We start from the raw sequence: 26,859 nt of genomic DNA on the forward strand, positions 1-26,859 counted from the left end.
CAAATGTGCTGGCGCGCTGCTGGCTGCGCATCAGAATGAGTCTAGGCTTCTGTGTTTTATGACAAAAAAGAGAAAAACAGCGGTGGGGATGTTTGACGAGTTTGTGACGAGCGCTGTAGCGCTCGTCGGTACAGAGGTTTTGCGCTCAGCGCTTCATCGAATCGAAAAATGCGGCGTTGGTTTTAAAGTCCTTGAGTTTGCCCAGCAAAAACTCGGATGCCGCCAATTCGTCCATTGGCTGCAGGATTTTGCGCAAAATCCAGGTTTTTTGCAGTTCGTCCGGATCGACCAGATATTCTTCGCGGCGCGTGCCGGAGCGGTTGATGTTAATCGCTGGATAGATACGTTTTTCAGCGATTTTCCGCTCAAGGTGCAACTCCATGTTACCGGTGCCTTTGAATTCCTCAAAGATCACCTCGTCCATCCGCGAGCCGGTTTCCACCAGCGCGGTTGCGATGATGGTCAAGCTGCCGCCTTCTTCGATATTCCGCGCCGCACCGAAAAAACGTTTGGGTTTTTCCAGCGCATTGGCGTCGACACCACCGGACAACAATTTGCCGGAAGACGGCACTACCATGTTGTAAGCACGGGCCAGACGGGTAATCGAGTCTAACAGGATAACCACGTCGTGCTTGTGTTCAACCATGCGCCGGGCTTTCTCGATGACCATATCAGCCACTTGTACGTGGCGGGTAGCGGGTTCGTCGAAGGTACTGGACACTACTTCGCCGCGCACGCAACGCTCCATCTCAGTCACCTCTTCCGGGCGCTCGTCGATCAGTAGTACGATCAGATAACACTCGGGATTGTTCTCGGCAATCGCATGGGCGATGCTTTGCATAATCATGGTTTTACCGGCTTTCGGCGGCGAGACGATCAGGCCGCGCTGACCTTTACCGATAGGGGCAATCAAGTCGATGATACGGGCGGTTAAATCTTCACTGGTGCCGTTGCCTTGCTCCAAACGGAAACGTTTATTGGCAAACAGCGGTGTCAGGTTGGAAAAGGAGATTTTGTTTTTGGATTGTTCTGGCGATTCGAAGTTGATGCTTTCGACCTTCAACATCGCGAAGTAGCGTTCGCCTTCCTTCGGCGGGCGGATTTTGCCGCTAACGGTGTCACCGGTGCGTAAACCGAAACGTCTGATCTGGCTGGGCGATACATAAATGTCGTCGGGGCCCGCCAAATAGGAGCAACCCGGTGTTCTTAAAAAACCGAATCCGTCCGCCAATATCTCCAAAACCCCATCGCCAAAAATATCTTCCCCACTCTTCGCCTGTTTCTTCAAAATCGCAAAAATCAATTCCTGCTTTCGGGCTCTGTCGATGTTTTCGAGACCCAAGGATTCAGCGATTGCAATAATTTCAGTGGCTTGTTTAAGTTTTAACTCGGTAAGATTCATGTTGATTAAGGGAAATGAAAGAAATGCAAAACAGCAGAGTGCTGTTTACAGCGGCAGGTAGTTGTTGGATTTGTTAAGGACGATCAGAATGCGAAGAAGCAAGCGGGGAAAATTCTAGCGCAATAACCGGACTTATCAAAAACATTTTTAATAAATCCGGTGATTCGGCTTGATTTATATGTTGCTATCGATAAACGCAGCCAATTGGGATTTGGTTAAGGCGCCGACTTTAGTCGCTTCCACTTCACCGCCTTTAAAAAGCATCAAGGTCGGGATGCCGCGCACACCGTAGTGCTGCGGGGTTTTGGGGTTTTCGTCGATATTCAGCTTGGCAACGGTGAGTTTGCCTTGATATTCGGATGCAATTTCATCCAAAACCGGGGCAATCATTTTGCATGGACCACACCATTCTGCCCAATAATCGACCAACACCGGCGCACCGGCTTTCAACACAGTTTCATTAAAATCAGCGTCTGATACATGAAGGACTAGGTCGCTCACGCCATTCTCCATTAGTTTACAAAGTCAAGACTATAGTTTCGCGGCGCTTTAATTGTCAATCGATTTCAACCGCGCGGCTTTTTAGTTTATTCTATCGGGCTATGAAGAAAACACATTTGACGGAAACACGTTTTAGCAATTTGGAGCTGTCCGACTCCATCATTAAAGGTCTGAAAGAAGCAGGATTCATCAACTGCACACCCATTCAGGATAAATCCTTGCCCTTGTCCTTACGCGGCAAGGACATTGCCGGCCAAGCCCAAACCGGCACCGGCAAAACTGCCACGTTCTTGCTGGCGACCTTTCAGCATCTGATCAACGACGAAAGCGAAAAAATCAAGAACCCGCGCGCGCTGATTCTCGCTCCAACCCGCGAGCTGGCGATCCAAATTCACAAAGACGCGGTGGCTCTGAGCAAGTATCTGAATCTGAAATTTGCATTGATCTACGGCGGTACCGACTATCAAAAGCAGTTGGATAAAATCAAAGGCAATGTCGACATCATTATCGGCACGCCGGGCCGCATTATCGATTTCTACCGACAAGGCGCCTTCACTTTGGATAACATCCAGGTCACCGTGATGGACGAAGCCGACCGCATGTTCGATTTGGGCTTTATTAAAGACATCCGCTTCCTGCTGCGCCGCATGCCGCCGGCGGAAAAACGTTTGAACATGCTGTTTTCCGCTACGTTGTCTTATAAAGTCACCGAACTGGCTTACGAACACATGAACAACCCGGTGCTGATACGCATCGAATCCGAGGAAGTGACTTCCAAAGCCATCAATCAGGTGGCTTATTGTCCTGCCAATGAGCAAAAAATCCCGCTATTACTGGGCTTGCTGAAGCACCACCAACCGCAGCGCAGCATCGTCTTCGTCAACACCAAACGCTGCGCCGAGCAGCTCGACGATTATTTGGCTGCTAACGGCCACAAAGTAGCCATGCTCAGCGGCGACGTGCCCCAGGAAAAGCGCCAGCGCCTGCTTAACGATTTCCAGGAAAACCGGGTCACGCTGCTGATCGCTACCGACGTGGCGGCGCGCGGCCTGCACATTCCGGACGTCTCGCATGTGTTCAACTACGACTTGCCGCAAGACGTCGAAGATTATGTACATCGGATTGGCCGTACTGCCCGTTTCGGCGCCAGCGGCGAGGCGATCAGTTTTATTTGCGAAGAATACGCTTACTCGATGCCGGACATCGAGGATTACATCGGTGAGAAAGTGCCGGTGCAAAGCATCACGGCGGAATTGATGGTCGAAGAAGTGATCAAGCCCCAACGCCGCGAGCCGCGCGAACGGGTCATGCCGCGCGACAAACGCCCGCCGCGTTCAGAGCACAAGCCCAGAGAGCACCGGCCGCCCCGCCCCGCTCCCACTACAAACCAGGCATCAACGCCCGAAAATCCTCCACCGCCACAAACTCAGCAACCTGCTTAACCGGCCGTCGGCTATCCGGCTTGCTGATCGATAGCAGATGAGCAATGCCGAACGTCCGGGCGGACGTCAGCACCGCAACGCTATCGTCTACCAGCAGCGTTCTATCCTTTGTGAACAAATGCTGGTCTTGCAGGATCTGCCAAAAACCTTGCTGCTCCTTGGCAAAACCAAAATCGTGCGACGAGACGATTTCGTCGAAAAACCCATGCAGACAGGTTTTTTCCATTTTCAGATTCAAGCTATCGCGATGCGCATTCGTTACCAGCAATAGCCGCTTGCCGCTGGCTCGCACCGCATCCAAAAACTCGGTGACATGTGGATGCACCGCAATCAAACCGGCCAACTCCTGCTTCAATCCGGCGATATTCAAAGCCAATTCCTGGGTCCAATAATCCAGACAATACCATTCCAGCTTGCCCTCCATGGCCTTGAAACGCGGCGCCAACTGCTGTTTGGCGTCCTCAAGCGTCAGGCTGTGCAGTTCGGCAAAGCGCAAGGGCACAAATTCCTGCCAAAAATGATTATCGAAATTCAAATCCAGCAAAGTGCCGTCCATGTCCAGCAGTACGGTATCGATTTGTTTCCAGTCGAGCATTTTAGTTTATCCCTATCATTCAATAGCGCTTGTCATTCCCAAACACGGCCTAAATTAGTTTTTTATTCTAACCGGAAAATCCCTAAGTTCAGCTAGGCTTGATGTCTACTAGAAAAAGGATTAAAAGCTTTTATATCTGTTCTGTCACGGCATCAACCGTCGAAAGGAGTTAAATTCATGAGTACCATGAAAGTGAGAACCCGTTTAGGCTTGGGTTTTAGCGGAGTCTTGCTGCTGCTGGCCATGATTGCCGGCATCAGCATCAACAGCATGAATGACCTATTGTCCAACATCGACAACATGGTCAACGATAAATTTCCGAAAACAGTCTGGGCCAATGACGTCATCGGCAACATCAATGTGATTGCCCGCTCGATGCGCAATACCCTGATTATCAAAGACCGAGCCACCATCGATAAGGAACTGGCCCGTATTCAAGACGCACGGCGAGCTATCAAGGAAAACCTGGATAAACTCGACGAGAGTATTAGCAGCGCGGAAGGCAAAGCCGCACTCAAAAAAGTGTTGGATGCCCGGACACCTTACGTAAATGCCCAGGATCAGTTCATCAAATTGGCCGGCGATGGCAAGCAAGCGGAAGCGGCGGATTTTCTGCTGTCCCAAGTCAGGAAGTTGCAAACCGAGTATATAGATTCGGTGGACGCGCTAATTGATTTCCAAACCAAGCTAATGAAACAATCCGGATTAGAAGCCAAGGAAACGGTCAATCAAAGCGTGAATTTGATTACCACGCTGGCGCTAATTTCAGTGCTGATTGGTGGCGTTGCCGGCTATCTGATCACCAAAAGCTTAATGACGCAACTTGGCGGAGAACCCGGCTATGCCGCTGAAGCGGTCAATACCATGGCCGCCGGCGACCTTTCCGTGGCTATAGAGCTGCGGGAAGGCGACACCAACAGTTTGTTGTACGATTTAAAAGGCATGCGCGACCAGCTTAGTAACGTCGTCCAGCAAGTTCTGGGTAATGCCGACGTGTTAAGTTCGGCCTCCAAGGAAGTCAGCGCAACCGCGCAATCGATCAGCCAAGCCACCACCGAGCAGGCGGCCAGTGTCGAAGAAACCACCAGTTCCATCGAACAACTCAGCGCCTCGGTGCAACAAAATACCGAAAATGCTCATGTCACCGAACAGATGGCCGGCAAATCCGCCAGCGAGGCCAAGCAAGGCGGCGAAGCGGTAATCGAAACCGTCAATGCCATGAAACATATCGCCAAAAAAATCGGGCTGATCGAAGACATTGCCTACAAAACCAATTTATTGTCCTTAAACGCGGCAATCGAGGCCGCCTCGGCCGGCGAACACGGTAAAGGTTTTGCGGTGGTGGCGGCGGAAGTCCGTAAATTGGCGGAAAGCAGCCGCACGACGGCGGCAGAAATCAACGAGTTGGCGTCCAACAGCGTCTCGATTGCGGAAAAAGCCGGGGTGCTCATCGGCCATGTGCTGCCGGACATCGTGAAAACAGCGGACCTGGTCCAAGAGATCAATGCCGCGTCAGCAGAACAAGCCAGCGGTATCAAACAAATCAGCGAGGCCATGCGGCAGTTGGACAGAGTGACGCAACAAAACGCAGCCGCCTCGGAAGAAATGGCCGCAACCGCCGAGGAATTGAACGGCCAAGCCGAACAACTGCAAAGCGTGGTGGGTTTTTTTAAGTTAGCGAACAGTTGAAAGTGCTTTCACGCCGATCTTGGCATTGAAAGCAAACCCACGTCAGCAAACCAACCAACAACCAAGCTTTAGAAGCTGAGCCGATGCCCAACAGACCGAAAATCCTCAAACAAACCGTCATCGCCCAAACCCGGCAATTCTGCATCGAAGCTCTGGACCTGGAGTTTAGTAACGGCGAGCGCCGCCAATACGAGCGCCTGGCCCGCAGCGCCTCGCACGGCGCGGTACTGGTGGTGCCGATGCTGGATGCAGATACTGTGCTGCTGGTTCGGGAATACGCCGCCGGCATCCATCGTTACGAGCTGGGTTTACCGAAAGGCAAGCTGGATGCCGGCGAGGATATGCTGGACGCCGCCAACCGTGAGTTAAAAGAAGAAATCGGTTACGGCGCGGCCAAATTACACCATTTGCACCGGGTATCGCTGGCGCCGGCCTATCTGGAACACACGATAGATATTATTCTTGCTGAAGACCTGTATCCGGAAAAATTGGTCGGCGACGAACCTGAAGAACTGCAAGTGGTACCTTGGCCCTTGAATAGTATCGATACCTTGCTAGCCAGCGGCGAATGCAGTGAAGCCCGCTCGATTGCTGCCTTGTATATGGCGTTGGCGCATCTGAACGGGCGCGGCTAAGCTATAAATCATCGTCGCAGAGACGCAAGATTCTGCGCCTCTACGACTTCGAACTTCAAATCTTGAATAAGGGCTCCAAACCGTCGTCGTTTTTCCCTTTACTGTTGACCGCTGCGGGTTTAGCGGAAAACGCCTGCCAAAGATTCCGGCCTTGCCAATCTTGATTCCGCCCAGAATATAGCAAGCGATTCAACGCCAAAATCTCTTCACGAAGTGCCTCGGGACAATGCGCCGCAATTGCACCCAGACTCTCCGCGCCGAACTCGGCCTTCCCCCATTGCAGCAAGGCCTGTTTGGCGGCCTGCGGGTTATTTTCCCAACAAGCACGTTTCAGGGTCTTTTCCATAGCGGTTTCCGGCACCCGTTCAACAGGCTTGTTCGTTGATACTTTGCCGGAAGGGCGGCGATAAAACACAACAATAGTCAGCAGCCAGCCCAGCGCCAAGGTCGCCGATACCGCTTGCCAAAAGCGGGTGTCGCTGCTGTTGGTCACGGTAATCGGCGACGTGATCATTGGATTAGTTACCGGCTCTTGCGGCGTGCTTGATGTAGCGGGCGGTGCGGAATTTTGGGCATCCGTGCTGCCGGCTAAGGCCGTGAGCTTGACGCTAGGCAGGTGCGCGGTTTCCGTTTTCTGAGTTTTGGTGTTGAACCAAACGATGTCCAGCGCCGGCAAGGTATATTCGCCGGGTTTGGAAGGGATGAAGGCGATTTTTTCCTCGCGCAGCGCGGTTAAGCCGTCGCTTTCCTTATCTTCCTTCAGCAGCGGTTGGTCGGGATAGGTTTTGATACCGTCGATAGCCGTTTTATCGAGCAGCTCCGGCAACTGGCCGACCGTGGTGCCTTTCGCGCTCAGTGTGAGGGTGCGGGTCAAGGGTTCGCCCACTTTGGTTTGCAAGCCCGCGTCGGACCAAGCTTCGCTGAGTGTTAATGACTCGGCACTCAACCAGTTAGGGCTTTTAAAGCCTGCCGGCACCGCTTGCACGTTCAACGTGATGGCTTTGGAAGCCACCCGGCGGGTTTCCGTGTCGGGCCGATTGAAGAAGCCGTTGAAACGCGGTTGGCGTTGATTGCTCAGGTATTCGGCATTCAGAATCAGCGGCGCAATGGTAAATACGCCGCTCTGTTGCGGAAAAATGGCATATTTGCGCTCGGTCACCCAATAATCCACGCCCTTGACTTGGGTAGCGTAGGTGCTGTCCTCGCCCAGTTTTTCGACCAAGGCATCCTTAATTTCCGGCTCGCTAAGGCTGGCTTGGGTAATCTGTACTTTGCGGAACAACTTCAGCGTGTACAGCACCTGCGACTGCACATAAGGTTGCTCGGGCGTAGCGGTCACGTCCAGAAATATGTCGTCGTTGCCTTGCGGGGCGGCAGTATTTTCGTTGACGATAAGTTTCAACGGTTTGCTGCTGTCGGCACCGAAGGCAATCGGCGGGATAAACAACTCGCCGGCTTGTTTGGCCATCGCCCGGACTATCCATTGTTCAGTCCGGCTACTTTTGCCGTTGACCCAAGAGGAGCTGGTGCTGCGCTGCTGACTGAGAATTTCAAAATTCTCCTGCAAGGGCGCAAAATCCGGATTGCCGTCCGGAGCTTCACTGGCGGTAAAGGTAATTTGAAACGATTCGTTAAGGCCAACCGGGTTGCGGTCAACCGCTACTTGAATCTCCGCCGCATGTATCGCGGCGCTGATCAGCATTAACAGGCCATACAGCAGCCACGAGTAACTATGTCTATGCATACAATGGATCATTTACTTCATTGAAAAAGGTTTATGAACATCAGGACGGTCATCAAACCAGCCGTATAACACCGGCAATACCACCAAGGTCAGCAGCGTCGAACTAATCAAGCCGCCGATCACCACGATAGCCAGGGGTTTTTGCACTTCCGAACCTGGGCCGATGGCGAATAAAAACGGCACCAGACCCAGCAAGGCCACCGTGGCGGTCATCATCACCGGCCGAAAACGCTGTTCGCAACCGCGGCGTATCGCATACTCCAGACTCAGACCACTTTCGCGCTGGGAGCGGATATACGATACCAACACCACGCCGTTCAGCACCGCGATGCCCCACAAGGCGATGAATCCCACCGACGCCGGCACCGAAAGATACTCGCCGCTGAGAAACAGTGTGATGATGCCGCCTATCGATGCAAACGGCAGCACCAGAATAATCAACCCGGCGAAGCGCAGCGATTTAAACAACATAAACAGCAAAAAGAAAATCGCCGCGATAGTGACCGGAATGATCATTTGTAAATGCCCCAAGGCCCGCTCCATATTCTGGAATTGGCCGCCCCATTGCAGATAATAGCCTTCCGGCAATTGCACTTTATCGGCCACGGCTTTTTGCAGCTCGGCGACGAAACCGCCCAAATCCCGGTCGCGCACGTTAATCCCCACCACGATGCGGCGCTTGCCCATTTCCCGGCTGATCAGGGCCGGACCATCATTTAAGGTGATATTGCAGACATCGCCCAGCGGCACGCGCGCGCCGTTCGCGGAGGTCAGCATCAACGCATCAATGGCACCGATATTGTTCCGAAATTGCTCCGGCAAGCGCACCGCCGCCGAAAAGCGCCGCTCGCCTTGATAAATCTCGGTAGCCACTTTGCCGGCTATCGCAGTTTCTATGACATCGTGAATGTCCGAGGCATTCAAACCGTGGCGCGCAATGGCCTGCCTATCAACGGTAATATTCAAATATTGCTGGCCGGTCAAACGCTCGACCCGAATATCGCGGGCACCGTTCACGTCGTTCGCCACCCCGGCAATGGCGTCTGCCAGGCGTTTCAGTTCAGCCAGATCGTCGCCGAAGACTTTCACCGCCACGTCCGAGCGCACGCCGGTGACCATTTCATCCACCCGGTCGGAAATCGGCTGGGCCATCACCACCTGCATGCCAGGCAAGTTTTCGGTGAGTTTCGCGCTCATCGCATCGGCAATATCGTCCTGAGTCCAGCCTTTCGGCCATTCTTCCCGCGGTTTCAATGTAACGATAGGCGTGGACTCGTTTTGCGCTTGCGGATCGGCCGGACTTTCGCCGCGCCCCACACCGCTAACCACGGTTTTTACGCCGGGGATTGCCATCACCATTTTCATCGCCTGCATCTCCACATTGATGCTTTCCTCAAGCGAAATGTTCGGCATCCGGTTAATGCCCGGCACGATGGAGCCTTCCTTCATTTCCGGAATGAACGATGTGCCCAGCAAGGGCAGTAAGGCCAAGGTCGCGGCGAACACGCCGACCGCACCGCCCACCACCTTCAGCCGATTGGCCATCGCCCAATCCAGCATCCGTAAATAAATCCGCTTGATGAAAGCAATCAGCCGGGTGTCATGTTCGCCGTCGTGACCTTCCAGTAAAAAGGCACAGAGTACCGGGGATAAGGTCAGAGACACGATCAGTGAAATCAGCAAGGCAATCGCAATGGTATAAGCCAACGGCGCGAACATCTTGCCCTCCATGCCTTGCAGCGTCATCAGCGGCAAAAATACCAGCACGATGATGCCGACACCGAACAATACCGGGGTCGCCACTTCCTGCGCTGCGGTCTGCACCACGCGCACCCGGCTGGTGGCACGGCCCTTGCGTTCGCCGAGCAAACGAAAAGCGTTTTCCACCACCACCACCGAACCGTCGACCATTAAACCAATGGCAATCGCCAAGCCGCCCAGCGACATCAAATTGGCGGACAGACCCAGCTGATTCATCGCGATAAACGTCACCAAGGGCGTGACGATCAAGGTGCTGACCACGATCAGACTGGAACGCACATCGCCCAGAAACAGGAATAACACGATCACTACCAACACAATGCCTTCCAGCAGCACCTTGGTCACGGTATGCAAAGCCGCATCGACCAAATCGCTACGGTCGTAATAGGAGACAATTTTCAGGTCATGCGGCAGCATGCCTTTCGCGTTGATTTCCGCCACTCGCGCCTTGATCCGGCTCACCACTTCCTTGGCGTTGCCGCCGCGCAGCATCATGACAATGCCACCCACGGATTCGGTGTAGCCGTCCTTGAGTACCGCGCCCGCCCGAACTTCGTGGCCGATTTTGACTTCGGCAACGTCATGCATATGTACCGGCACCGAGTCTTCTTCCTTCAAGACGATATTGCCGATGTCCTTGACGTCGTTAATCAAACCGACACCGCGAATCAGATATTGTTCGGCATAATGCGGCAGTACACCGCCGCCGCTGTTGGCGTTATTTCTGGCCAGCGCCTCGAATACTTCAGTCAATGAAATCCGGTAATGATGCAAGCGGTTGGGATCAACCAACACCTGGTATTGCTTGACATAGCCGCCCTGGGAGTTGATTTCCGCCACGCCGGGAATCCCGCGCAGCAACGGCCGTACCACCCAGTCCTGGGCTTCGCGGCGCTGTTGCAATTCCTCCTGGGTCAAGGCCCGCTGACCGTCGTCGTCGCGTTCCAAGGTGTATTGATAGACCTCGCCCAAACCGGTGGACACCGGCCCCAGCACCGGATTGATGCCTTGCGGCATCTGCTGCTTCACCTCTATCAGCCGTTCCATCACCAACTGCCGGGCAAAGTAAACCTCGGTCTTATCGGTAAAGATTAAGGTGATCAAGGACAAGCCGTTCTTATTCATCGAACGCATTTCTTCCAGACCCGGCAGGCCGGCCATCGCTATTTCCAAGGGCACGGTGACCAGGCGTTCCACTTCGTCCGGCGATTTGCCGGTCGCTTCGGTAGCGATTTGAACCTGGATATTGGTAACATCCGGAAATGCATCCACCGACAACTGCTGCACGGCGCGCACGCCGAAGAGCGTGACCGCCACTGCCAGCACCGCCACCAGAACACGTTGATGCAGAGCGGCTGCTATTAGGCTATTAATCATGCTCTACTCCAATGTGCTGCGCAGGCGTTCGTTATTTAAATGAAACGCGCCGCCCACGACAATTTTTTCACCCGCTTTCAAACCTTCCAGTAAGGGCCGTTTCTGCGCTTCTTCGCGGCCCAAACGTACCGGGCGCAATTCGAACCGGGCGGCGGCGGTTTCCACGAACACGAAATCCTTGTCATTTTCTCTGACCACCGCCTGGCTGGGCACGATCAAAGATTGCGAACCGGGCTTGCTGATTTTCAGTGTTGCCAGCATTTGCGGTTTAAACAGACGCTGCGGATTGGCCAGGGCCATCCGCACCGTCACCGTGCGGGTATCCGAATCGACCATATCGGCGACGTAAATCAGTTTGCCGCTCACTTCCTGCCCAGGCAGTGCAGGCACTTCGGCGAAAGCTTGATCGCCTTGCCGCGCCCAATGCGCTTGTTGCTCGGGAATTTCCGCCACCAGCCACAGCTGCGACAAGTCCGCAACGGTATACAAAGCGTCTGCCGGCTGTACCACCTGGCCGATGGCGACGTTTCGTTCGATGACGACGCCGTCTATGCTGGCGGTAACCGGCGAAAAGGAGTGAATGCTGCGTTGTTTGTCTATGCGCTGCAAATCGGCATCCCTCATACCCATGACCCGCAACTGGTCGGCGGCGGCGCGTAAATCCACATCCGCTTCAGTCAACACGCTCTGCCGCTCCTGAAACTCGGCTTCCGAGATCACGCCGCTTTCCAGTAGACGCTCGGCACGTTTCACGGTAATCCGCCGCAAATTGACTTGTGACGCGGCTTTTAGATAGTCGGACTGAGCTTTACCCAGCTCGGTGCTGTTCAGTAGCGCCAGACGTTCGCCTTTTTTTACCGCTTGGCCGAGCATGGCATCGATTTCGGTAATCCGCCCGGTTACCGAGGCGCCGATGCGTGCGACCCTATGTTGATCCAACTCCACCCGAGCCGAAAGATTCAGCGATTCGCCGACTTCGCCGGGTTTGACTTCGGCGATGCTTAACAGCTTTAACAGGGCGGGCGAGGCTTCCAATAAGGGTTTATGATCCGCGCCAAGGGCGGGCAAGGCAAAACTCAGCAAAAACAGCGCGGCCATAAGCGGCGAGGAGCGGAATGACGTATGGAGCTTAGCTTTCATGGTATGTCCTTTAAGCAAAAAATCTTTTCAAACAACTAACAAATCACGGGCTACTTCTACGTTGCCAGGTGATTTTCTAGGTCGTCAGGTAATCTAACGATGCAAAGCGAATGCCGATGCAAGCAATGTTGGCGTATAACTCAGGTGTCGCCTATTGCGCTTTAGGCCGACAAACCCAATTTGGCAAAGCGTTAAATTGCGGCCTCGGGCGGCTTGGCGCTGACCAACACCTTGTCGATACGGGTACCGTCGATATCGACGATTTCGAAACGCCACTGCCGATATTCGAAGTTGTCCGTTACTTGGGGAATTTTTTCCAGGTAAAACAAAATAAAGCCGCCGACGGTGTGGTAGGCGTTGTCGGCTTCGCCGGGCAAATTGCCGTCTATACCGATCACCGTCTTCAAACGCTGAATCGATAAGCCGCCATCCACCAACCATGAGCCGTCGCTACGTTGCACCACATCGACGTCCAGATTGGTGCGGCTGGGTAGATGGCCGACGATGGCTTTCAGCACATCACTCAGCGTGACCAAGCCTTCAATATCGCCATATTCGTCGACGACCAGCGCCAGATCGGCTCGCTTTTCCTGGAAAAACTCCAGTAATTGCCTTAGCGTCATGGCTTCCGGCACGTATAGCGGTGTATGCAGGATCGGCGCTATATCCAAGGTCTCGCCGGCCATCGCCAGTTTCAGCAGATCGCTTCTCTGCAAGATTCCGACCACATTTTCCAGACCGTCCCGGCAAATTACTGCCCGGGCGTAAGGACAGTCGGCGATTTCGGCGCGCACTGTCGCTTCCGGATCGCTTAAATCAATAGCGTATATTTGTTGCCGGGGCGTCATGGCCGCACCCAGCATTTGTTCATCCAGTTGCAAGACGTTACCGACCAAATGGCTTTCGCTGGCATGAAATACCCCTGACTCCGCACCGATTTCCATCAGCAGTTTAATTTCTTCGTTGGTGACACTGGTCTGCGGCGGCCGATGCGCGCCAAATACCCGCAGTATCAGCGTACTGGATGAAGACAGCAGCCAGACGATAGGGCTGGCAACCAGTGACAGGGTGTGCATGGGCCGGGCGATAAACACCGCAATCCGCTCCGGATGTAGCAAGGCCAGTCGCTTAGGCACCAGTTCACCTATGACTACCGAACAATAAGTAATCAGAAATACCGTGGCGATTAATGCAATGCTCTGGGCATAGGGCGCCAGCAGGGGAATGTTCAGCAGTTGCCGATACAGCGGCTCGGTCAAGGCATCCTCGCCCAGCGCGCCGCTGAGAATGCCGACCGAGGTAATGCCAACCTGCACGGTAGACAAAAACCGCGACGGATCCTGGTGCAATTTCAGCGCGGTGCGCGCCCCCCCGCGTTTTTCGCCGGCCAATTTCTGCAAGCGCGCCAGTCCGGAAGAGACCAGCGACATTTCCGACATTGCAAACACACCGTTGATCAGGATTAAAATCAGTATCAGGCCAATATCCATCGTTTCATCGCGTCCAAAATTAAAATGTGTCGGTCTTAGGCTAATTCATTCCGGATTCCCGATCCGTCAATTTACCAGGCCGGACCGGTCGGGTTAGCTCGATTGCGCTGACCGTATTGATATTTGAATTTACGCTTTAGTAAGCCCGTCGGCTCGTCGGGTATGCGCTTCAACAATTGCTCGTTGGCGCGCTCGGTTTCGTTTTTTTCCGTGGCTTGCGCGGCTTGTTCATGGTCTGTCGGCTCTTGCTTGGGCGGCTGCGGCTCAGCTTGCTGTTTGGCCTCGGCTTCGGATTGTTGGTCTTCTTTCGCCTTATTTTGTTCCGCGTCCTGCTTGGCGTCGGCTTTTTGCTGGTCTTGCGGTTTTTGCTCCTGCTGCGCATCTTTGTCGGCTTGATCGGACTTGCCATCCTGTTGTTGCTGTTCTTGCTGTTGCTCGGACGAATCCTGTTTGTCCTGCTTTTGCTGGTCTTGCTGTTGATTCTCCTGCTGCTGTTCCTGTTCTTTCAGCTTCTTCTCGACCAGCTCCTTATTGTATTTCGCATCCTGATGCTTAGGATCAAGTTGCAGCGCCTGCTGATAGGCTTGCACGGCTTCTTGCAACTGGCCGGCCTGAGCCAAGGCATTGCCGCGGTTGTAATGGCCTTCCGCGCTTTGGGTGTTTTTCAAGGTCTCGGCGGCTTCTTGGAATTTACCGGCCTTGTATTGGGCGGCGGCGCGCCAATCCGGATTGTCGAACTGCTCGGCGGCTTGTTGATATTGCTGTTGCTCGAAAGCCTGCTTGGCGCGTTGATCAGGCGTTTGCCACAAGCTCTGCCAGTCCAGCGCGTAGCTGTTTTTCGGCAACGGCAACAGGCACAGCAAGGCCAATAACAAACCTTTTCTAAATTGCAAAGCCGCCCACGGTAACACAAGCAATAACAGCCAGGGCCCCTTTTCATCCCATTGTTGCAGCAACAGATTGCTATCCAAGTTTTCGTTACCGGTTTCGGCGCTATTGAATAAACGCCCCAAATTCTCGACATCCGCATCGTTTGCCGTCACCGGCTGGTAAATGCCGCGACCGTGTTGCGCCAACGTGCTCAGGGCCGCTTCGTCCAACTTGGCGACCACGATGGCACCATTGCTATCTTTTAAAAATCCTGCGCCTTGTAGCTGGATAGGCGCACCTTCCGGCGTGCCCATCGCCAGTACCGAGAGCCGGTAATCGCCCAACCAGTGTTCGGCCTGCTCGGCGACATCGCTATCAACGCCGTCGGTGACCAGCAGGATATGCCCCTTGACCAAGCCGGCCTGGCGCAGCAATGCCACCGCCGCATTCAATGCCGCACTGGTGTTGCTGCCCGGACTGGGCATGATGTCGGTGGTCAGGGCGCTTAGCTGGCTATCAATGGTCGCGGTATCGTTGGTCAATGGTGTGACGGTAAACGCATCGCCGCCGTAGACCAGTAATGCAGTTTGGCCGTCTTTGCGCTGTTTTAATAAATCGGCAATTTTGTAACGGGCCTTGGCGATACGGCTGGGTTTGATGTCGGCGGCATCCATGGACTTGGACAAATCCAGCGCAATCACCAGCGCGGCATCGTTTCTAAAGGCCGGGCCGGGCAAGCGCTGCCAAGTGGGGCCGGCCAGGGCGATTATGGTTAGCAACGCGGCAAAGCCGGCACCGAACAAAGGGCCACGCGATGCTTGCAACGGTTTGTCTTGCAAAATAAAGGGCAGCAACTCGGCATCGCACACCTCGCTCCAGTTGCCGCGTCCTTGTCGATGCCGCACCAGCAAAATCAAAAACAGCGCGGCCGGCAATAATGCCAGCAACCACCAGGGCCGCAGGAAATGAAAATCGGCAAAATTCATGACCACCTCAAGCGGGCCAAGGTTAAGCATCCCGTCAATAGCAAAGCCAGACCCAGCGGCCAATAAAACAACTCGCTGCGCGGCCGAAAATATTGTTTGTCTTTTTCAACCGGCTCCAGCTGATCCAGCATCCGGTAGATTTTTTCCAGTTCTTCGGTATTACGCGCCCGGAAATAATGGCCGCCGGTCGTATCGGCAATCGCAGTCAGGGTTTTTTCGTCCAGATCGGCGGACGGATTGACGCGGCGGGTGCCGAACAGGCTGCGCACCAACACTTCGTCGGCACCTATGCCTATTGTGTAAATTTTTAGGTGATGCTCCGCCGCCAGTTCGGCGGCTTTTAGCGGCGTTAATTCGCCGGCGGTATTGGCGCCGTCGGTCAATAAAATCAACACGCGGCTGGCATCTTGCTGTTGTTGCAGGCGCTTGATCGCCAAGCCGATGGCGTCGCCGATGGAGGTTTTCGGATCATCCTCGGTGATGCCGATAAACGCCTCGTGCAACAAGGTTTGCACGGTCTTGCGATCAAAGGTTAACGGCACGTGCAAGTAAGCTTGCGTGCCGAACAGGATTAAGCCCAGGCGGTCGCCGACCCGGCGCTGAATAAACTCGCCGGCCACTTGTTTAATCGCGGTTAAGCGGTCCACGCGCTGTTTGCCGATGATGAAATCTTCCTCCTGCATACTGCCGGACACATCCACCGCCAGCATCAAATCACGGCCGCTGACCGCTTGCTCGATGGGTTCGCCCAGCCATTGCGGACGCGCGGTGGCCAACAGTAAACAGGCCCAGGCAAAAGCTGCCAGCCATAAAGGCCAACGCCGTTCGCTGCTGACCACCCGCGTTTCGCTGGGGCCAAGATCGTCCAGAAACGGTACTTTCAATGCTGCCTGCTGGGCCACGGCACGCGCCGGCAACAGCCAACGCAATAGCAGCGGTAGTGGCAATAGAGATAGCAACCAGGGCCAGTACAATTCGATCATCGTTTTTTCGCCTGTTGTTTCAACCAGCGTTCGCACAATTCAAACAAGGCCTCCAGTTCGGTATCGGCGGGCGGCGTTTGCCGGTAATGGCCGTCGGCCAGGCAACGGCCGGGGCCTTGGCTAAACGGTGCATCCGGCAATGACTGATCCAAATAGCTAAGCCAGGCCTCGCCGCGTAAGCTGGCCGCATCGCTGCGCGGCGCCGTACTGATGGCTACGCGCCGCAACAGAGCCGATAAAGCCACCAAGGTCTGTCTGGCGTCGGCACCGCCGTCCCGGCGAAGCGCTAATAACAATTTGCCGGCGGTTTTCACCGCTGTCTGCCGGCGGATGCGTTTGCAAAAATACCGGCACAAAAAAATCAACAACGGCAGCAATACCGCTAACAACCACCAGCCCGGCGCCGGCGGCCAAAAAGCCACGGAATCGGGCAAATGAATATCTTTTAAGGGCAATGGTTCCATATTGAATATCTACATCGCGTCCAAATTGGGGAGTGGGGTATACAAAATCAACATGTCGTCGATTTGCTGCTGAATAGCCCGCAGATCGTTAAAACCCGCCTGCGCGGCATCGCGCTGGCCGGCCTCGCAGCGTTTCAGCAAACTTTCGGCCAGGACATGCAATTGCCGCTGTAATTGTTCGATATGTTCCAGCCAATCCTGGGCATACTGTCGGTCGTGTTGTACTTGCTTCAGCCAGCGGCCCAGATGGGTACGACGCTGGTCCATGATGGGCCAGCTTTTGACGGCAGCTTGCGGCTCTGCGAACAGGCAGGCCTGGACCCGCTGCAACCACTGCCGGGTGTCGAAGCGGCGAATCGCTATGTCAACCTGTTCCGCCGACAGCTCGGCATCCGCATAAATTTGCCAGTCGTCGAAAGGCCGGTAAGCAATCACCCAGTCGGCAATCGCCGAGGCAGGCATGGGCCGGGCAATCGCATAACCTTGCAGCAGATGGCAGCCCAGCAGCAACAGCACGATACCTTGTTCCTGACTTTCCACGCCTTCCGCCACGACTTCCCGGCTAAAAGCCTGACTGAGATCTATCACGCTGTCGATGATGGCGTAGTCGTCCGGATCGTCGAGCATGTCACGGACAAAGGTCTGATCGATTTTTACGGTATCCACCGACAGATGCCGCAAATGCGTCAACGAGGAGTAGCCGGTGCCGAAGTCGTCCAGGGCCACGCTGATCCCCAGTTGCTCGCGGCAGCTGGTGATAATCCGGTTCACTGCCGACAAATCATCCAATGCGGTACTTTCCAGAATTTCCAATTGCAGGTAGCGGGCGTCCAGTTCCGGATGAAGGCGTAAAGTGTCTTCGATACAAGCACCAATCCCGGACCACAACAAATGATAGGAGGAGATGTTGACGCTGACCTCCAACGGCAAGCCGCGCGCATGCCAGCCCGCCAGCTGCTCGCAAGCTTGCGCGATGACCCAATTGCCGATGCGGATTTCCAGATCGGTGGAGGCAATCACCGGTAGAAACTCCAACGGCGGCACCATGCCGCGCTGCGGATGCAGCCAGCGGATCAAGGCCTCCACGCCTTTAACCTGGCCGGATTTAATATCCACCTTGGGCTGGTAATACATGCACAACTCGTTGTTTAAAAACGCCGCTTCGATGTCGCGCAGTTGTTGGTGGCGATGCATGATTTGTTGGTCGTGGCTGGCATCAAACAGCTGACAACGGTTTTTGCCGGCCAATTTAGCTTGGTACATGGCATAGTCGGCATGCCGCAATAGAGCGTCGGCGTCGGCATCATCCAGCGGATATACGGTAAAACCGCTGCTGGCGCCGACCGAAATCGGCTGATCGTCGATGACATACGGCTGGGCAATCGCCCGGTGAATGCGCATGATGGTTTGCTCGCATTGTTCAATCGAGTCTATATCGCCCAGTAGTAGCGCGAATTCGTCGCCGCCATGCCGCGACACGCTGTCTTCCTCGCGAATCGCGCTTTTGATCCGTTCCGCCACTTCCACCAACACTCGGTCGCCGATGTCGTGGCCGAACTGGTCGTTGACCGGCTTGAAGCCGTCCAGGTCCAGGAAGCAAATCGCCAGCAAAGTGTTTTCCCGCTTGCTGTGGGCGATGGCTTGATTCAAGCGGTCGGCGAATAAAATCCGGTTCGGCAGGCGGGTGAGCGGATCGTAATGGGCAAACAATTCCAGCATCTGTTGCTGCTGCTTGGCCTGGGTGACATCGGAAAATAGCCCGATATAGTGAGTGACCTTGCCGTCGGCATCACACAAAGCAGAAACCGTCAGCCACTCAGCATACAACTCGCCGTTTTTTTTACGGTTCCACAATTCGCCTTGCCAATGCTGCGCTTCGCGCAAGGCCTGCCACATATCCCGGTAAAAATCCGCACCATATTTGCCGGACTGCAACATACTGGGATTGCGACCGATCACTTCGGCGCGGCTATAGCCGGTAATCTCGGAAAAAGTCGGATTCACATCGACGATGATGCCGCCAGGATCGGTAATTAAAATACCTTCGTGCGCCTCGCTGAATACCCGCGCGGCCAGTTTCAGATGTTCCTCGGCCTGCTTGCGTTCGGTAATGTCTCGGGTCAAACCCAGCAGGGCTACGATATTGCCTTCCGCATCGCGCATTGGCACAGCGTGGGTGTCAAACCAGCGTTGCCGGCCTTTCAGGCCGACGATTTCAAATTCCAGTGTGCCTGATGCGCCGGCAAACACCCGCCGAGTCAATTTTTTAAAGGCTGCCCGGTACTTAGGCAATACCAGATCCTCCATGCGTCCTTGTTGGGCTTGCTCCAGCGTCTCGGCTTCTATCATGTCCAGACCGGCGCGGTTCATTTGCAATAGGCTGCCGTCCCGCGCGAGCAGTTTCACGCACTCCGGCTCGGAATCGACGATAGTGCGCAGCTTTAATTCCGATTCCTTGGCGATATTGGCAGCGGTTTCCAATTCCGCAACCGCGTCGGCCAATGCCTGGGTGCGCTCTTCCACCAAGGCTTGCACGGAGGCGGTTCTGCCGCTGATGATCAGCAATAAAATACTCAGCAAACTGGTAAAACAGAGTCCGCCGATCAGCGTAATCAAAGGTAGCGATGAACCTTGTTCGTTGACGAAATCGCTATCCGGCGTGACGGTAATTTGCCAATTACGATCCACAAACGCAAAATTATGCTGCCATTTTTTTAAGTCGTAGTTTAACGACACCGGTTTGCGTACCGGTTTTACATACAAAGCCGTTTGTCCGGCGGGCGCGCTGAGGTCATCAATGCTGATACCCAGCGTATCGGTGTTGAGCCCCCTGGTGACTGTTTCCACCATTTTGGCCGGCAGTAAGATTGCCGAGACATAGCCGGTAATATCCAAGACGTCGCCGCCGGTGCTATGCCGGCGAACCGGAATGGACACCAAAATACCGGGATCGGTATCGTCACGCTGCATTAGCGTCAGTTTTTGCGAGGCGGTGGGTTTACCGCTGGCGCGGGCCAGGATTTTTGCTTGCCGGCTAAGAGGATTTGTCATGGAATCGAAGCCGAAGGCTTTTTCGTTGCCGGCCATCGGCTCCACAAACATGATCGGAAAATACTCCTGCCGGGCACTTGCATGCACCAATTGACCGGCACTATCCCGTTCGATGACGCGAAAATCAGGAAATCCTTCGGCGCGTACCGCTTGTTCGAAGGCCGGTAAATCGGCTTGGGTAATCAGCGGTAGCCATTCCAGGGCTTGGATTTCCGGATGGCGTTGCAGGATACCCTGGGAAAACACGCTAAATTCGGCTCTGCTTACCTGCCCGGATGCCAGAAATACATCTCTTAGCGCCAGCGTACTATCGATTACATCAATGGCATATTCCGCCAGCAGCCGGTCTAACTCGGCAGCCCGACTGTCGAAAGCTTGTTGAATGCGTGCGCGTTCCGCTTGAAAGGCTTGCAAAAATACCAGCACCAAACCCAGCAGCGTGCCCAGTAAGGGTAGCGCGACACTCAAGCGCCGCGCCTGCCAAAGCGCGCGGGGGCGTCCGAAATAACAAAACAATAGCGGCGTCACTATCATCACGCCCAAACTGTCGCCAACCCACCAGTTTCGCCAGGACGACCAGAGTTGTGCCTGGCTCATCAAGTCCAATGAATAAAGTACGGCTCCGCCTACGCTGGGCGCGATCAGACAGGCTACCGGCCCGGCCAGGACAAAAAACTTGAGGATGGCAGCCGGACTATCCAATTTGGGCAAACCCGGTTCTACGTAGGCTTTGGATAAAGCCAGAGCCGCCAACGCCTGCAAGGCGCTGCCGCCGCCAATGGCAAAGGAGGACATCGCAGTTTGCGCGGTCAATTGACCGGAAAAATCAATAGTCACCAGAAAATTGCTGAACGCCGCACCCAGCCAGATTCCGGGCCAAAGCCTGCGGCCACCCATAAATAGCGCAGCCAGTGCGATGCCGGCTGGCGGCCATAGCGGACTGGCATAGCCGGGCGGAATGATCATTTTGCCGCCCAGCCAGCCGCCGGCAAACATCAGCAAACTCAGTACGCCGATTTGTATCAGTGAAACCAACGGGCTGACGAGCGCGATACTTTGTGTCTCGTTATCCGGCACCGGAAAATCTATTGAATGAGACAAATTGGGGATGCGCATGGCCAGATTGAGAAGGTCTTAGGCCGCCGGACGCGCGCGGGTGCCGTTCAATGCGTCCAAAGGCATTTGCTGGGTCGTGCAGGGTATCAAGGTCAGACGCAGTTTATTGGCCAGCTTTTGCAGATACGCCTGCCGGTCTTGGAAGCGCTGCCGATAGGCTTGCAGGCGCTGTTTGTCACCACTATCGAACAGCACTTCGCGCCAGCCGTCGGTAAAGCGGTAGCGGCCTAGGGTCGGTAAACTGCTTTCCAGCGGGTCGGCGATGTGTACCAACACCACCTCGCAATGCCGGGCCAAATTAGCCAGATGATTTTCGGCCGCGCTATTCATGCCGCGAAAATCGCTGAGAATATACACCCGGCTGCCGGGCCGGGCATGATGCAGCAATCTGGCCAGAGGCTGCGCCAGGTTGACAACAGCCGCACCGTTGTAATCCGGATTGACCAGGGCGTTTAAGAAGCGTAACAGTGCCGGTTTGCCGGTTTGCGGTTTTACTTCCTGGCAACCGTCATCACTGAAAATCTGCCCGCCGATGCGGTCGCCTTGCTTCAGTGCAGCCCAAGCCAGCAAACCGGCCAAGCGGGCAGCCTGCACGGATTTGAACACGCCGCGCGTGGCAAAAGCCATGCTGGCGCGATAATCCACGGCAATGAACATGGGCCTTTCCCGTTCTTCCTTGAAAATCTTGCTGTGGGGCTTATCGGTGCGGGCCGTGACGCGCCAGTCGATACGCCGCACATCATCGCCGGGTTGGTAGAGCCGGGTTTCGTCGAAGGCCATGCCGCGCCCTTTTAGATGCGACAGATAATTACCGCTTTGCGCGGCGCGGATATTGGCGTGCCCCAGGCTAAGCATGCCGGCCGGTTTGGCCAGATCCACCAAGGCTTTTAGAGTGACCGTCACCCTGGGGTTGTCGGTCGCTGGCGATTTATTCATTTAGGGTACGGCAATTCTGGCTATCAATTCTTTGATCACATAATCGCTGCTAATGCCTTCGGCTTCAGCCTCGTAAGACAGAATCAGGCGGTGGCGCAACACGTCATAAGCCATCTCTTGAATGTCGCCGGGATCGACGAAATCGCGCTGTTGCAGCCAGGCCTTGGCGCGCGCGCAGCGGTCCAGGGCAATGCTGGCGCGCGGGCTGGCGCCGTATTGAATCCAGCCGGCCAAATCCTGACCATAAGCGCCGGGATTGCGGGTCGCCAGCACGATTTGCAGCAGATATTGCTCCAAGCTATCGGCCAGATACAAATCCAGCACTTCACCACGCGCGGCGAATAAGGCTTGCTGGCTCACTTTAGGCGGTGCGCTGTCCTGGTTTTGCAGTGCGCCCTTGGCCTCGGCACGGGCCAGATGCAGAATGGCTTGCTCGTGTTCGGCATTGGGATAATCGATTTTCACATGCAGTAAAAATCTATCCAGTTGCGCTTCCGGTAAGGGGTAAGTGCCTTCCTGCTCGATCGGGTTTTGCGTGGCCATGACCATGAACAAGGGCGGCAGCGGATAAGTGGCCTTGCCGACCGTGATCTGCCGTTCTGCCATGGCTTCCAGCAAGGCGGCCTGGACTTTAGCCGGTGCGCGGTTGATTTCGTCGGCCAGGATCAAGTTATGAAACAGCGGGCCTTTCTGAAACTCGAAACTGCCTTGCTGCGGCCGGTAAATCTCGGTGCCGGTCAAATCAGCCGGTAACAAGTCCGGGGTAAATTGCACCCGATGAAAGTCGGCTTCTATGCCTTGGCTGAGCACGTTGATGGCGCGGGTTTTCGCCAAACCCGGCGCGCCTTCCACCAGCAAATGGCCATCGGCCAGCAGGGCGATCAGCATCCGTTCAACCAGCACTTCCTGGCCGATGATCTGGGTGTTGATGTGAGTTTTGAGATTTTGTAAGGCGGCTTGGCTGGGGCTAAGACTTGTCGCAGTCATGTGTGTAAAAAATCCTTATGTTTAACGAGGTTGTGACCGAGTTGAGTCCTGAAAGTTGCGCGGCGCTTAATTTTTGCGCTGCAAATCTTTCCACTCGCGATGCGCAACCATGATGTCGACCACTTTCTGCGGATCGTCGGTGACGGTGATCAGAGCCAAATCTTCCGCGGAAATGGTGCCGTATTCCATCATCTTGGCTTTCATCCAATCCATCAGGCCGCTCCAGAAATCGCTGCCGAACAGTACCAATGGAATCGGATAGATCTTGTGGGTTTGCATCAAGGTCAAGGCTTCGAAAAACTCATCCAGCGTGCCGAAACCGCCCGGCATACATACGTAACCGATCGAGTAGCGCACGAACATCACTTTGCGCACGAAAAAATAACGGAAATTCAGCGAAATGTTTTGGTAAGGATTGGGGGTTTGTTCCATCGGCAATTCGATGTTCAAGCCGATAGACGGTTGATCATGCAAAATCGCGCCTTTGTTGGCGGCTTCCATCACGCCGGGCCCGCCGCCGCTGATCACGGCAAAGCCTTCCTTGCTGAGCATTTCCGCCAGTTCCACAGTTTTTTGATAATAAAAATGCTCGGGCGGCAAGCGGGCGGAACCGAAAATCGAAATCGCGTCGCACAATCCGGACAGTTCGTCGAAGCCCTCGGTAAATTCGCTGATGATGCGAAAAATCCGCCAGGATTGATCGCCTTTCAGGTCGTCGATGATACTGGAGGACGTCGAGCCGTCAGTGCGGCGGTTTTTGATGCAACTCATGATTTATTCCTTAATGAGCACGCTGTGCTACTTACAATGGGACGAAATAACCTGTTCACGGCAGCTCAACCAAGCGATACACCGGCTTACCGGCCTGCAAGGTATGGGTCACGCGCCCAGTCAAGGTCTGCTGCCAATACGGCGTATTGCAACCGGCACTAAGCCAGTTGTCGCGATTAACCTGCCAATTGGCTTGTGGATCGAAAATACACACATCGGCCGCAGAACCCGGCGTTAATGTGCCGCTAGCCAGGCCTAAAATGTGTGCAGGTTTGCAGGTTAGATTGGCGATGGCTTGCGACAAACCGATGCGATGTTGTTGGGTCAGTGCCAGCGTCAATGGCAACAGGGTTTCCAGTGCGGCAACGCCCGCTTCGGTTTCCGGGAATGCGCCTAGTTTGGCATCCAGGTCGTGGGGTTGGTGATCCGAGCATATCGCGTCGATGGTGCCGTTAACCAGGCCCTCGCGCAGATATTGGCGGTCGATGGCGCTACGTAGCGGCGGCAATACATGGTAGTTGCTGTCGAATGGGGTGATATTGTCTTCGGTCAGATGCAGTTGGTGAATCGCCACGTCGGCCGTGACGTTTAGGCCGTATTTCTTGGCCTGCTGCAATTTGATCACCGATTGCTTGCAGCTAATTTGGCTGATGTGTACCCGACAGCCGGTCAACTCCGCCAACTCCAGACATTGCGCCAAGGCGATCGATTCGGCGGCTTCCGGGATACCCGGCAAACCGTAGCGGCTGGCTACCGCGCCTTCGTGGGCGCAGCCCTTGCCGGACAGGGCGGGTTCATTGGCGCGATACATCAATAATAAATTGTGGGTGGCGGCATATTCCATCGCCCGCCGTAATATCAACAGATTGCCGAGCGGTTCGCTGGCGTTGCTGACGGCAATGCAGCCGGCCTGTTTCAACGCGAACATCGCGCTCAATTCGCTGCCGGCCAAACGCTGCGTCAACGCCCCTATGCTATGAATTTGCGGGTAATCGGCTTTTTCGGCCTTGTCCTTGATGAACTCGACTACCGCCGGGCTATCGATACAGGGTTTGGTGTCGGGAGGCAAACACAAGGAGGTGACACCGGCACTTAGCGCGGCGCGGGTTTCGCTGAGGATATTGCCTTTTTGGGTCTGGCCGGGTTCGCGCAAGCGCACACTTAGATCGACGAAGCCGGGGCAGACGATTTGACTGCTGGCATCAATAATCTGTTCGGGAGTGAAATCGGCGGCGTGCTCCAACACCGAGACAATCTTGCCGTCAGCAATACAGACCGAGCCGATGGCGTCGATGTTGTTGGCCGGATCGATGATGCGGCCGTTATTAATCAAAATCTTGGTCATGCCGCTCCTCCTTGACTGTGCATCGCCATCGACATAATCGCCATCCGCACAGCCACGCCATTGCTGACTTGCTGCAAGATCACCGATTGCGGGCCGTCGGCGACGCTGGAGGCAATTTCCACACCCCGATTGATCGGTCCGGGATGCATCACAATGGCATCGGCTTTGGCGCGTTTAAGCTTGGCTTCGGTCAAACCAAAACAGCGGAAAAACTCGCTTTCGCTAGGCAAAAACGCCGAATTCATGCGTTCTTTTTGCAAACGCAGCATGATGACCACATCCACATCATCCAGGCCCTCGTCCATGTCATGCATGGGTATCACGCCCATAGTTTTGACTTGCGCCGGTAACAGCGTTTTGGGAGCTATTACCCGCACTTCGGCAACGCCCAATGTGTTCAAAGCCAAGATTTGCGAACGCGCCACCCGCGAATGCAAGATGTCGCCAACGATGGCGACTTTCAGGCCTTCGAATTGTTTTTTATGTTGGCGGATGGTGAACATATCCAGCATCGCCTGGGTAGGATGGGCGTGCTGGCCGTCACCGGCGTTGATCACGCTGATATGCGGGGCGGTGTGTTGAGCGATAAAATGCGCCGCCCCGCTCAGGGCATGGCGAACCACGAACATGTCCACGTGCATCGCTTCCAGGTTGTGAATGGTATCCAGCAGACTCTCACCCTTGGAAGTGGCGGACGTGGCGATGTTCATGCTCAGCACGTCCGCCGACAGCCGGGTGGCCGCCAGCTCGAAAGTGGTGCGGGTGCGGGTGCTGTTTTCGAAAAACAGGTTGACGATGGTTTTGCCGCGCAGCAACGGCACTTTTTTGACTTGATGTTCGGACATGCCGGCAAATGATTCGGCGGTATCCAAGATTTCGGTCAGCAGCTCCTTATCCAGACCTTCGATCGTCAGAAAATGCTTGAGCTTACCCTGTTCGGTAAGCTGAATATGTCGGGTCATGCCGCCACCACTTGCGGGGATTGAATCTCGATGCCCAATGGGTCGGGGCCGGTCAGTTTGATACGTTGATCGCCGGCCAGATCGATGCGGATACCGTAACAGTCCGGTTGCAGCGGAATTTGCCGGCCATTACGCTCTATCAATACCGCCAACACCACCTGGTTAGGGCGGCCATAATCAAATATTTCGTTCAGCGCGGCACGGATGGTGCGTCCGGTGTAAAACACGTCGTCTATCAAGATGATGTCGCGGCCTTCCAAGTGCGGCGGCAATTGGCTGGTCTTGACCTTGGGATGCATGCCGATTTGCGAAAAATCGTCGCGGTAAAAGGTGATGTCCAGCATGCCCAAGGGTTCGCTCAAACCCAAACGCTGATGCATATGCCGCGCGATCCATGCGCCACCGCTGTGTATGCCGATTAGCAAAGGATTATGCAAGTTACGCTCGCTAATCTGCCGGCGAATCGCGGCTTCCAGAGTGTCGAGCAGGTTATCGATATTCAGCGTGGTGATGGGCATGACGGTTACAGGGGGAATCTTGTTATTGTTATGAAATTCGGGAAAAAGCTGAAAGCGACGGGATAATAAGGCTGCATGGGCGTAAAACCGTTTT

At 54.8% G+C, this 26,859-nt stretch carries 20 protein-coding genes; 3 read left to right on the top strand and 17 right to left on the bottom strand.

Going from position 1 to position 26,859, the window contains the following annotated elements; all coding sequences use genetic code 11:
* Nucleotides 1–145: 145 nt before the first annotated feature.
* Entirely contained in the window at nucleotides 146–1,402 is a 1,257-nt protein-coding gene (rho, locus tag ACR02O_RS02550) for a transcription termination factor Rho (RefSeq protein ID WP_033157583.1), read from the bottom strand.
* A 174-nt stretch (nucleotides 1,403–1,576) separates the two neighbouring features.
* Entirely contained in the window at nucleotides 1,577–1,903 is a 327-nt protein-coding gene (trxA, locus tag ACR02O_RS02555) for a thioredoxin TrxA (RefSeq protein WP_033157672.1), read from the bottom strand.
* 101 nt (nucleotides 1,904–2,004) lie between these two features.
* Here trxA and rhlB point away from each other — a divergent pair, with 101 nt between their 5' ends.
* A complete protein-coding gene (gene rhlB / locus ACR02O_RS02560; RefSeq protein ID WP_494522729.1) occupies nucleotides 2,005–3,345 on the top strand; it encodes an ATP-dependent RNA helicase RhlB in 1,341 nt (446 codons plus the stop codon).
* Here the strand turns inward: rhlB and yrfG are convergent.
* The gene (gene yrfG / locus ACR02O_RS02565; RefSeq protein ID WP_319962780.1) at nucleotides 3,284–3,940 is read right to left on the bottom strand and encodes a GMP/IMP nucleotidase; all 657 of its coding nucleotides are present in this window, start codon (nucleotides 3,938–3,940) and stop codon (nucleotides 3,284–3,286) included. The two genes, rhlB and yrfG, sit on opposite strands and share 62 nt — an antisense overlap.
* Nucleotides 3,941–4,117: 177 nt before the next feature.
* Here yrfG and ACR02O_RS02570 point away from each other — a divergent pair, with 177 nt between their 5' ends.
* Nucleotides 4,118–5,629 carry a methyl-accepting chemotaxis protein gene (locus tag ACR02O_RS02570; protein ID WP_319962781.1) on the top strand — a complete coding sequence of 504 codons (1,512 nt, stop codon included), beginning with the start codon at nucleotides 4,118–4,120 and terminating at the stop codon, nucleotides 5,627–5,629.
* Nucleotides 5,630–5,712: 83 nt separating this feature from the next.
* Complete coding sequence (gene nudE, locus ACR02O_RS02575) at nucleotides 5,713–6,264, top strand: ADP compounds hydrolase NudE (RefSeq protein WP_033157587.1); 552 nt, start codon at nucleotides 5,713–5,715, stop codon at nucleotides 6,262–6,264.
* A gap of 55 nt (nucleotides 6,265–6,319) precedes the next feature.
* On the opposite strand, the gene ACR02O_RS02580 is transcribed toward nudE, so the two are convergent.
* The 14 genes from ACR02O_RS02580 to pyrR all read right to left on the bottom strand — a co-directional run bounded on the left by ACR02O_RS02580 (nucleotide 6,320) and on the right by pyrR (nucleotide 26,765).
* Complete coding sequence (locus ACR02O_RS02580) at nucleotides 6,320–8,008, bottom strand: BatD family protein (RefSeq protein ID WP_494522730.1); 1,689 nt, start codon at nucleotides 8,006–8,008, stop codon at nucleotides 6,320–6,322.
* Between the two features lie 12 nt (nucleotides 8,009–8,020).
* The gene (locus tag ACR02O_RS02585) at nucleotides 8,021–11,146 is read right to left on the bottom strand and encodes an efflux RND transporter permease subunit (RefSeq protein WP_494522731.1); all 3,126 of its coding nucleotides are present in this window, start codon (nucleotides 11,144–11,146) and stop codon (nucleotides 8,021–8,023) included.
* 3 nt (nucleotides 11,147–11,149) lie between these two features.
* A complete protein-coding gene (locus ACR02O_RS02590) occupies nucleotides 11,150–12,286 on the bottom strand; it encodes an efflux RND transporter periplasmic adaptor subunit (protein ID WP_240618076.1) in 1,137 nt (378 codons plus the stop codon).
* A gap of 191 nt (nucleotides 12,287–12,477) precedes the next feature.
* Nucleotides 12,478–13,776, bottom strand: coding sequence for a hemolysin family protein (locus tag ACR02O_RS02595; RefSeq protein ID WP_171697062.1), 1,299 nt, complete (start codon nucleotides 13,774–13,776; stop codon nucleotides 12,478–12,480).
* Between the two features lie 71 nt (nucleotides 13,777–13,847).
* A complete protein-coding gene (locus ACR02O_RS02600) occupies nucleotides 13,848–15,632 on the bottom strand; it encodes a vWA domain-containing protein (protein ID WP_494522732.1) in 1,785 nt (594 codons plus the stop codon).
* Entirely contained in the window at nucleotides 15,629–16,615 is a 987-nt protein-coding gene (locus tag ACR02O_RS02605) for a vWA domain-containing protein (protein ID WP_319962786.1), read from the bottom strand. Before ACR02O_RS02605 ends, ACR02O_RS02600 begins: the two co-directional genes overlap by 4 nt.
* On the bottom strand, nucleotides 16,612–17,079 hold the full coding sequence (locus ACR02O_RS02610) for a DUF4381 domain-containing protein (RefSeq protein WP_319962787.1): 468 nt from the start codon (nucleotides 17,077–17,079) through the stop codon (nucleotides 16,612–16,614). Before ACR02O_RS02610 ends, ACR02O_RS02605 begins: the two co-directional genes overlap by 4 nt.
* A gap of 9 nt (nucleotides 17,080–17,088) precedes the next feature.
* The gene (locus ACR02O_RS02615) at nucleotides 17,089–21,246 is read right to left on the bottom strand and encodes an EAL domain-containing protein (protein ID WP_494522733.1); all 4,158 of its coding nucleotides are present in this window, start codon (nucleotides 21,244–21,246) and stop codon (nucleotides 17,089–17,091) included.
* Between the two features lie 18 nt (nucleotides 21,247–21,264).
* Nucleotides 21,265–22,182, bottom strand: a complete 918-nt coding sequence (locus ACR02O_RS02620) for a DUF58 domain-containing protein (protein WP_494522734.1) — start codon at nucleotides 22,180–22,182, stop codon at nucleotides 21,265–21,267.
* A complete protein-coding gene (locus ACR02O_RS02625; protein WP_494522735.1) occupies nucleotides 22,183–23,169 on the bottom strand; it encodes an AAA family ATPase in 987 nt (328 codons plus the stop codon).
* Between the two features lie 66 nt (nucleotides 23,170–23,235).
* On the bottom strand, nucleotides 23,236–23,940 hold the full coding sequence (locus tag ACR02O_RS02630) for an LOG family protein (protein ID WP_494522736.1): 705 nt from the start codon (nucleotides 23,938–23,940) through the stop codon (nucleotides 23,236–23,238).
* A 55-nt stretch (nucleotides 23,941–23,995) separates the two neighbouring features.
* A complete protein-coding gene (locus ACR02O_RS02635) occupies nucleotides 23,996–25,285 on the bottom strand; it encodes a dihydroorotase (RefSeq protein ID WP_494522737.1) in 1,290 nt (429 codons plus the stop codon).
* Entirely contained in the window at nucleotides 25,282–26,247 is a 966-nt protein-coding gene (locus tag ACR02O_RS02640; RefSeq protein WP_033157600.1) for an aspartate carbamoyltransferase catalytic subunit, read from the bottom strand. The genes ACR02O_RS02635 and ACR02O_RS02640 overlap by 4 nt, the downstream gene beginning before the upstream one ends.
* The gene (gene pyrR / locus ACR02O_RS02645) at nucleotides 26,244–26,765 is read right to left on the bottom strand and encodes a bifunctional pyr operon transcriptional regulator/uracil phosphoribosyltransferase PyrR (protein ID WP_033157601.1); all 522 of its coding nucleotides are present in this window, start codon (nucleotides 26,763–26,765) and stop codon (nucleotides 26,244–26,246) included. Before pyrR ends, ACR02O_RS02640 begins: the two co-directional genes overlap by 4 nt.
* Between the last annotated feature and the right edge of the window lie 94 nt (nucleotides 26,766–26,859).

This window comes from Methylomonas sp. PHL2-19, assembly GCF_059331595.1.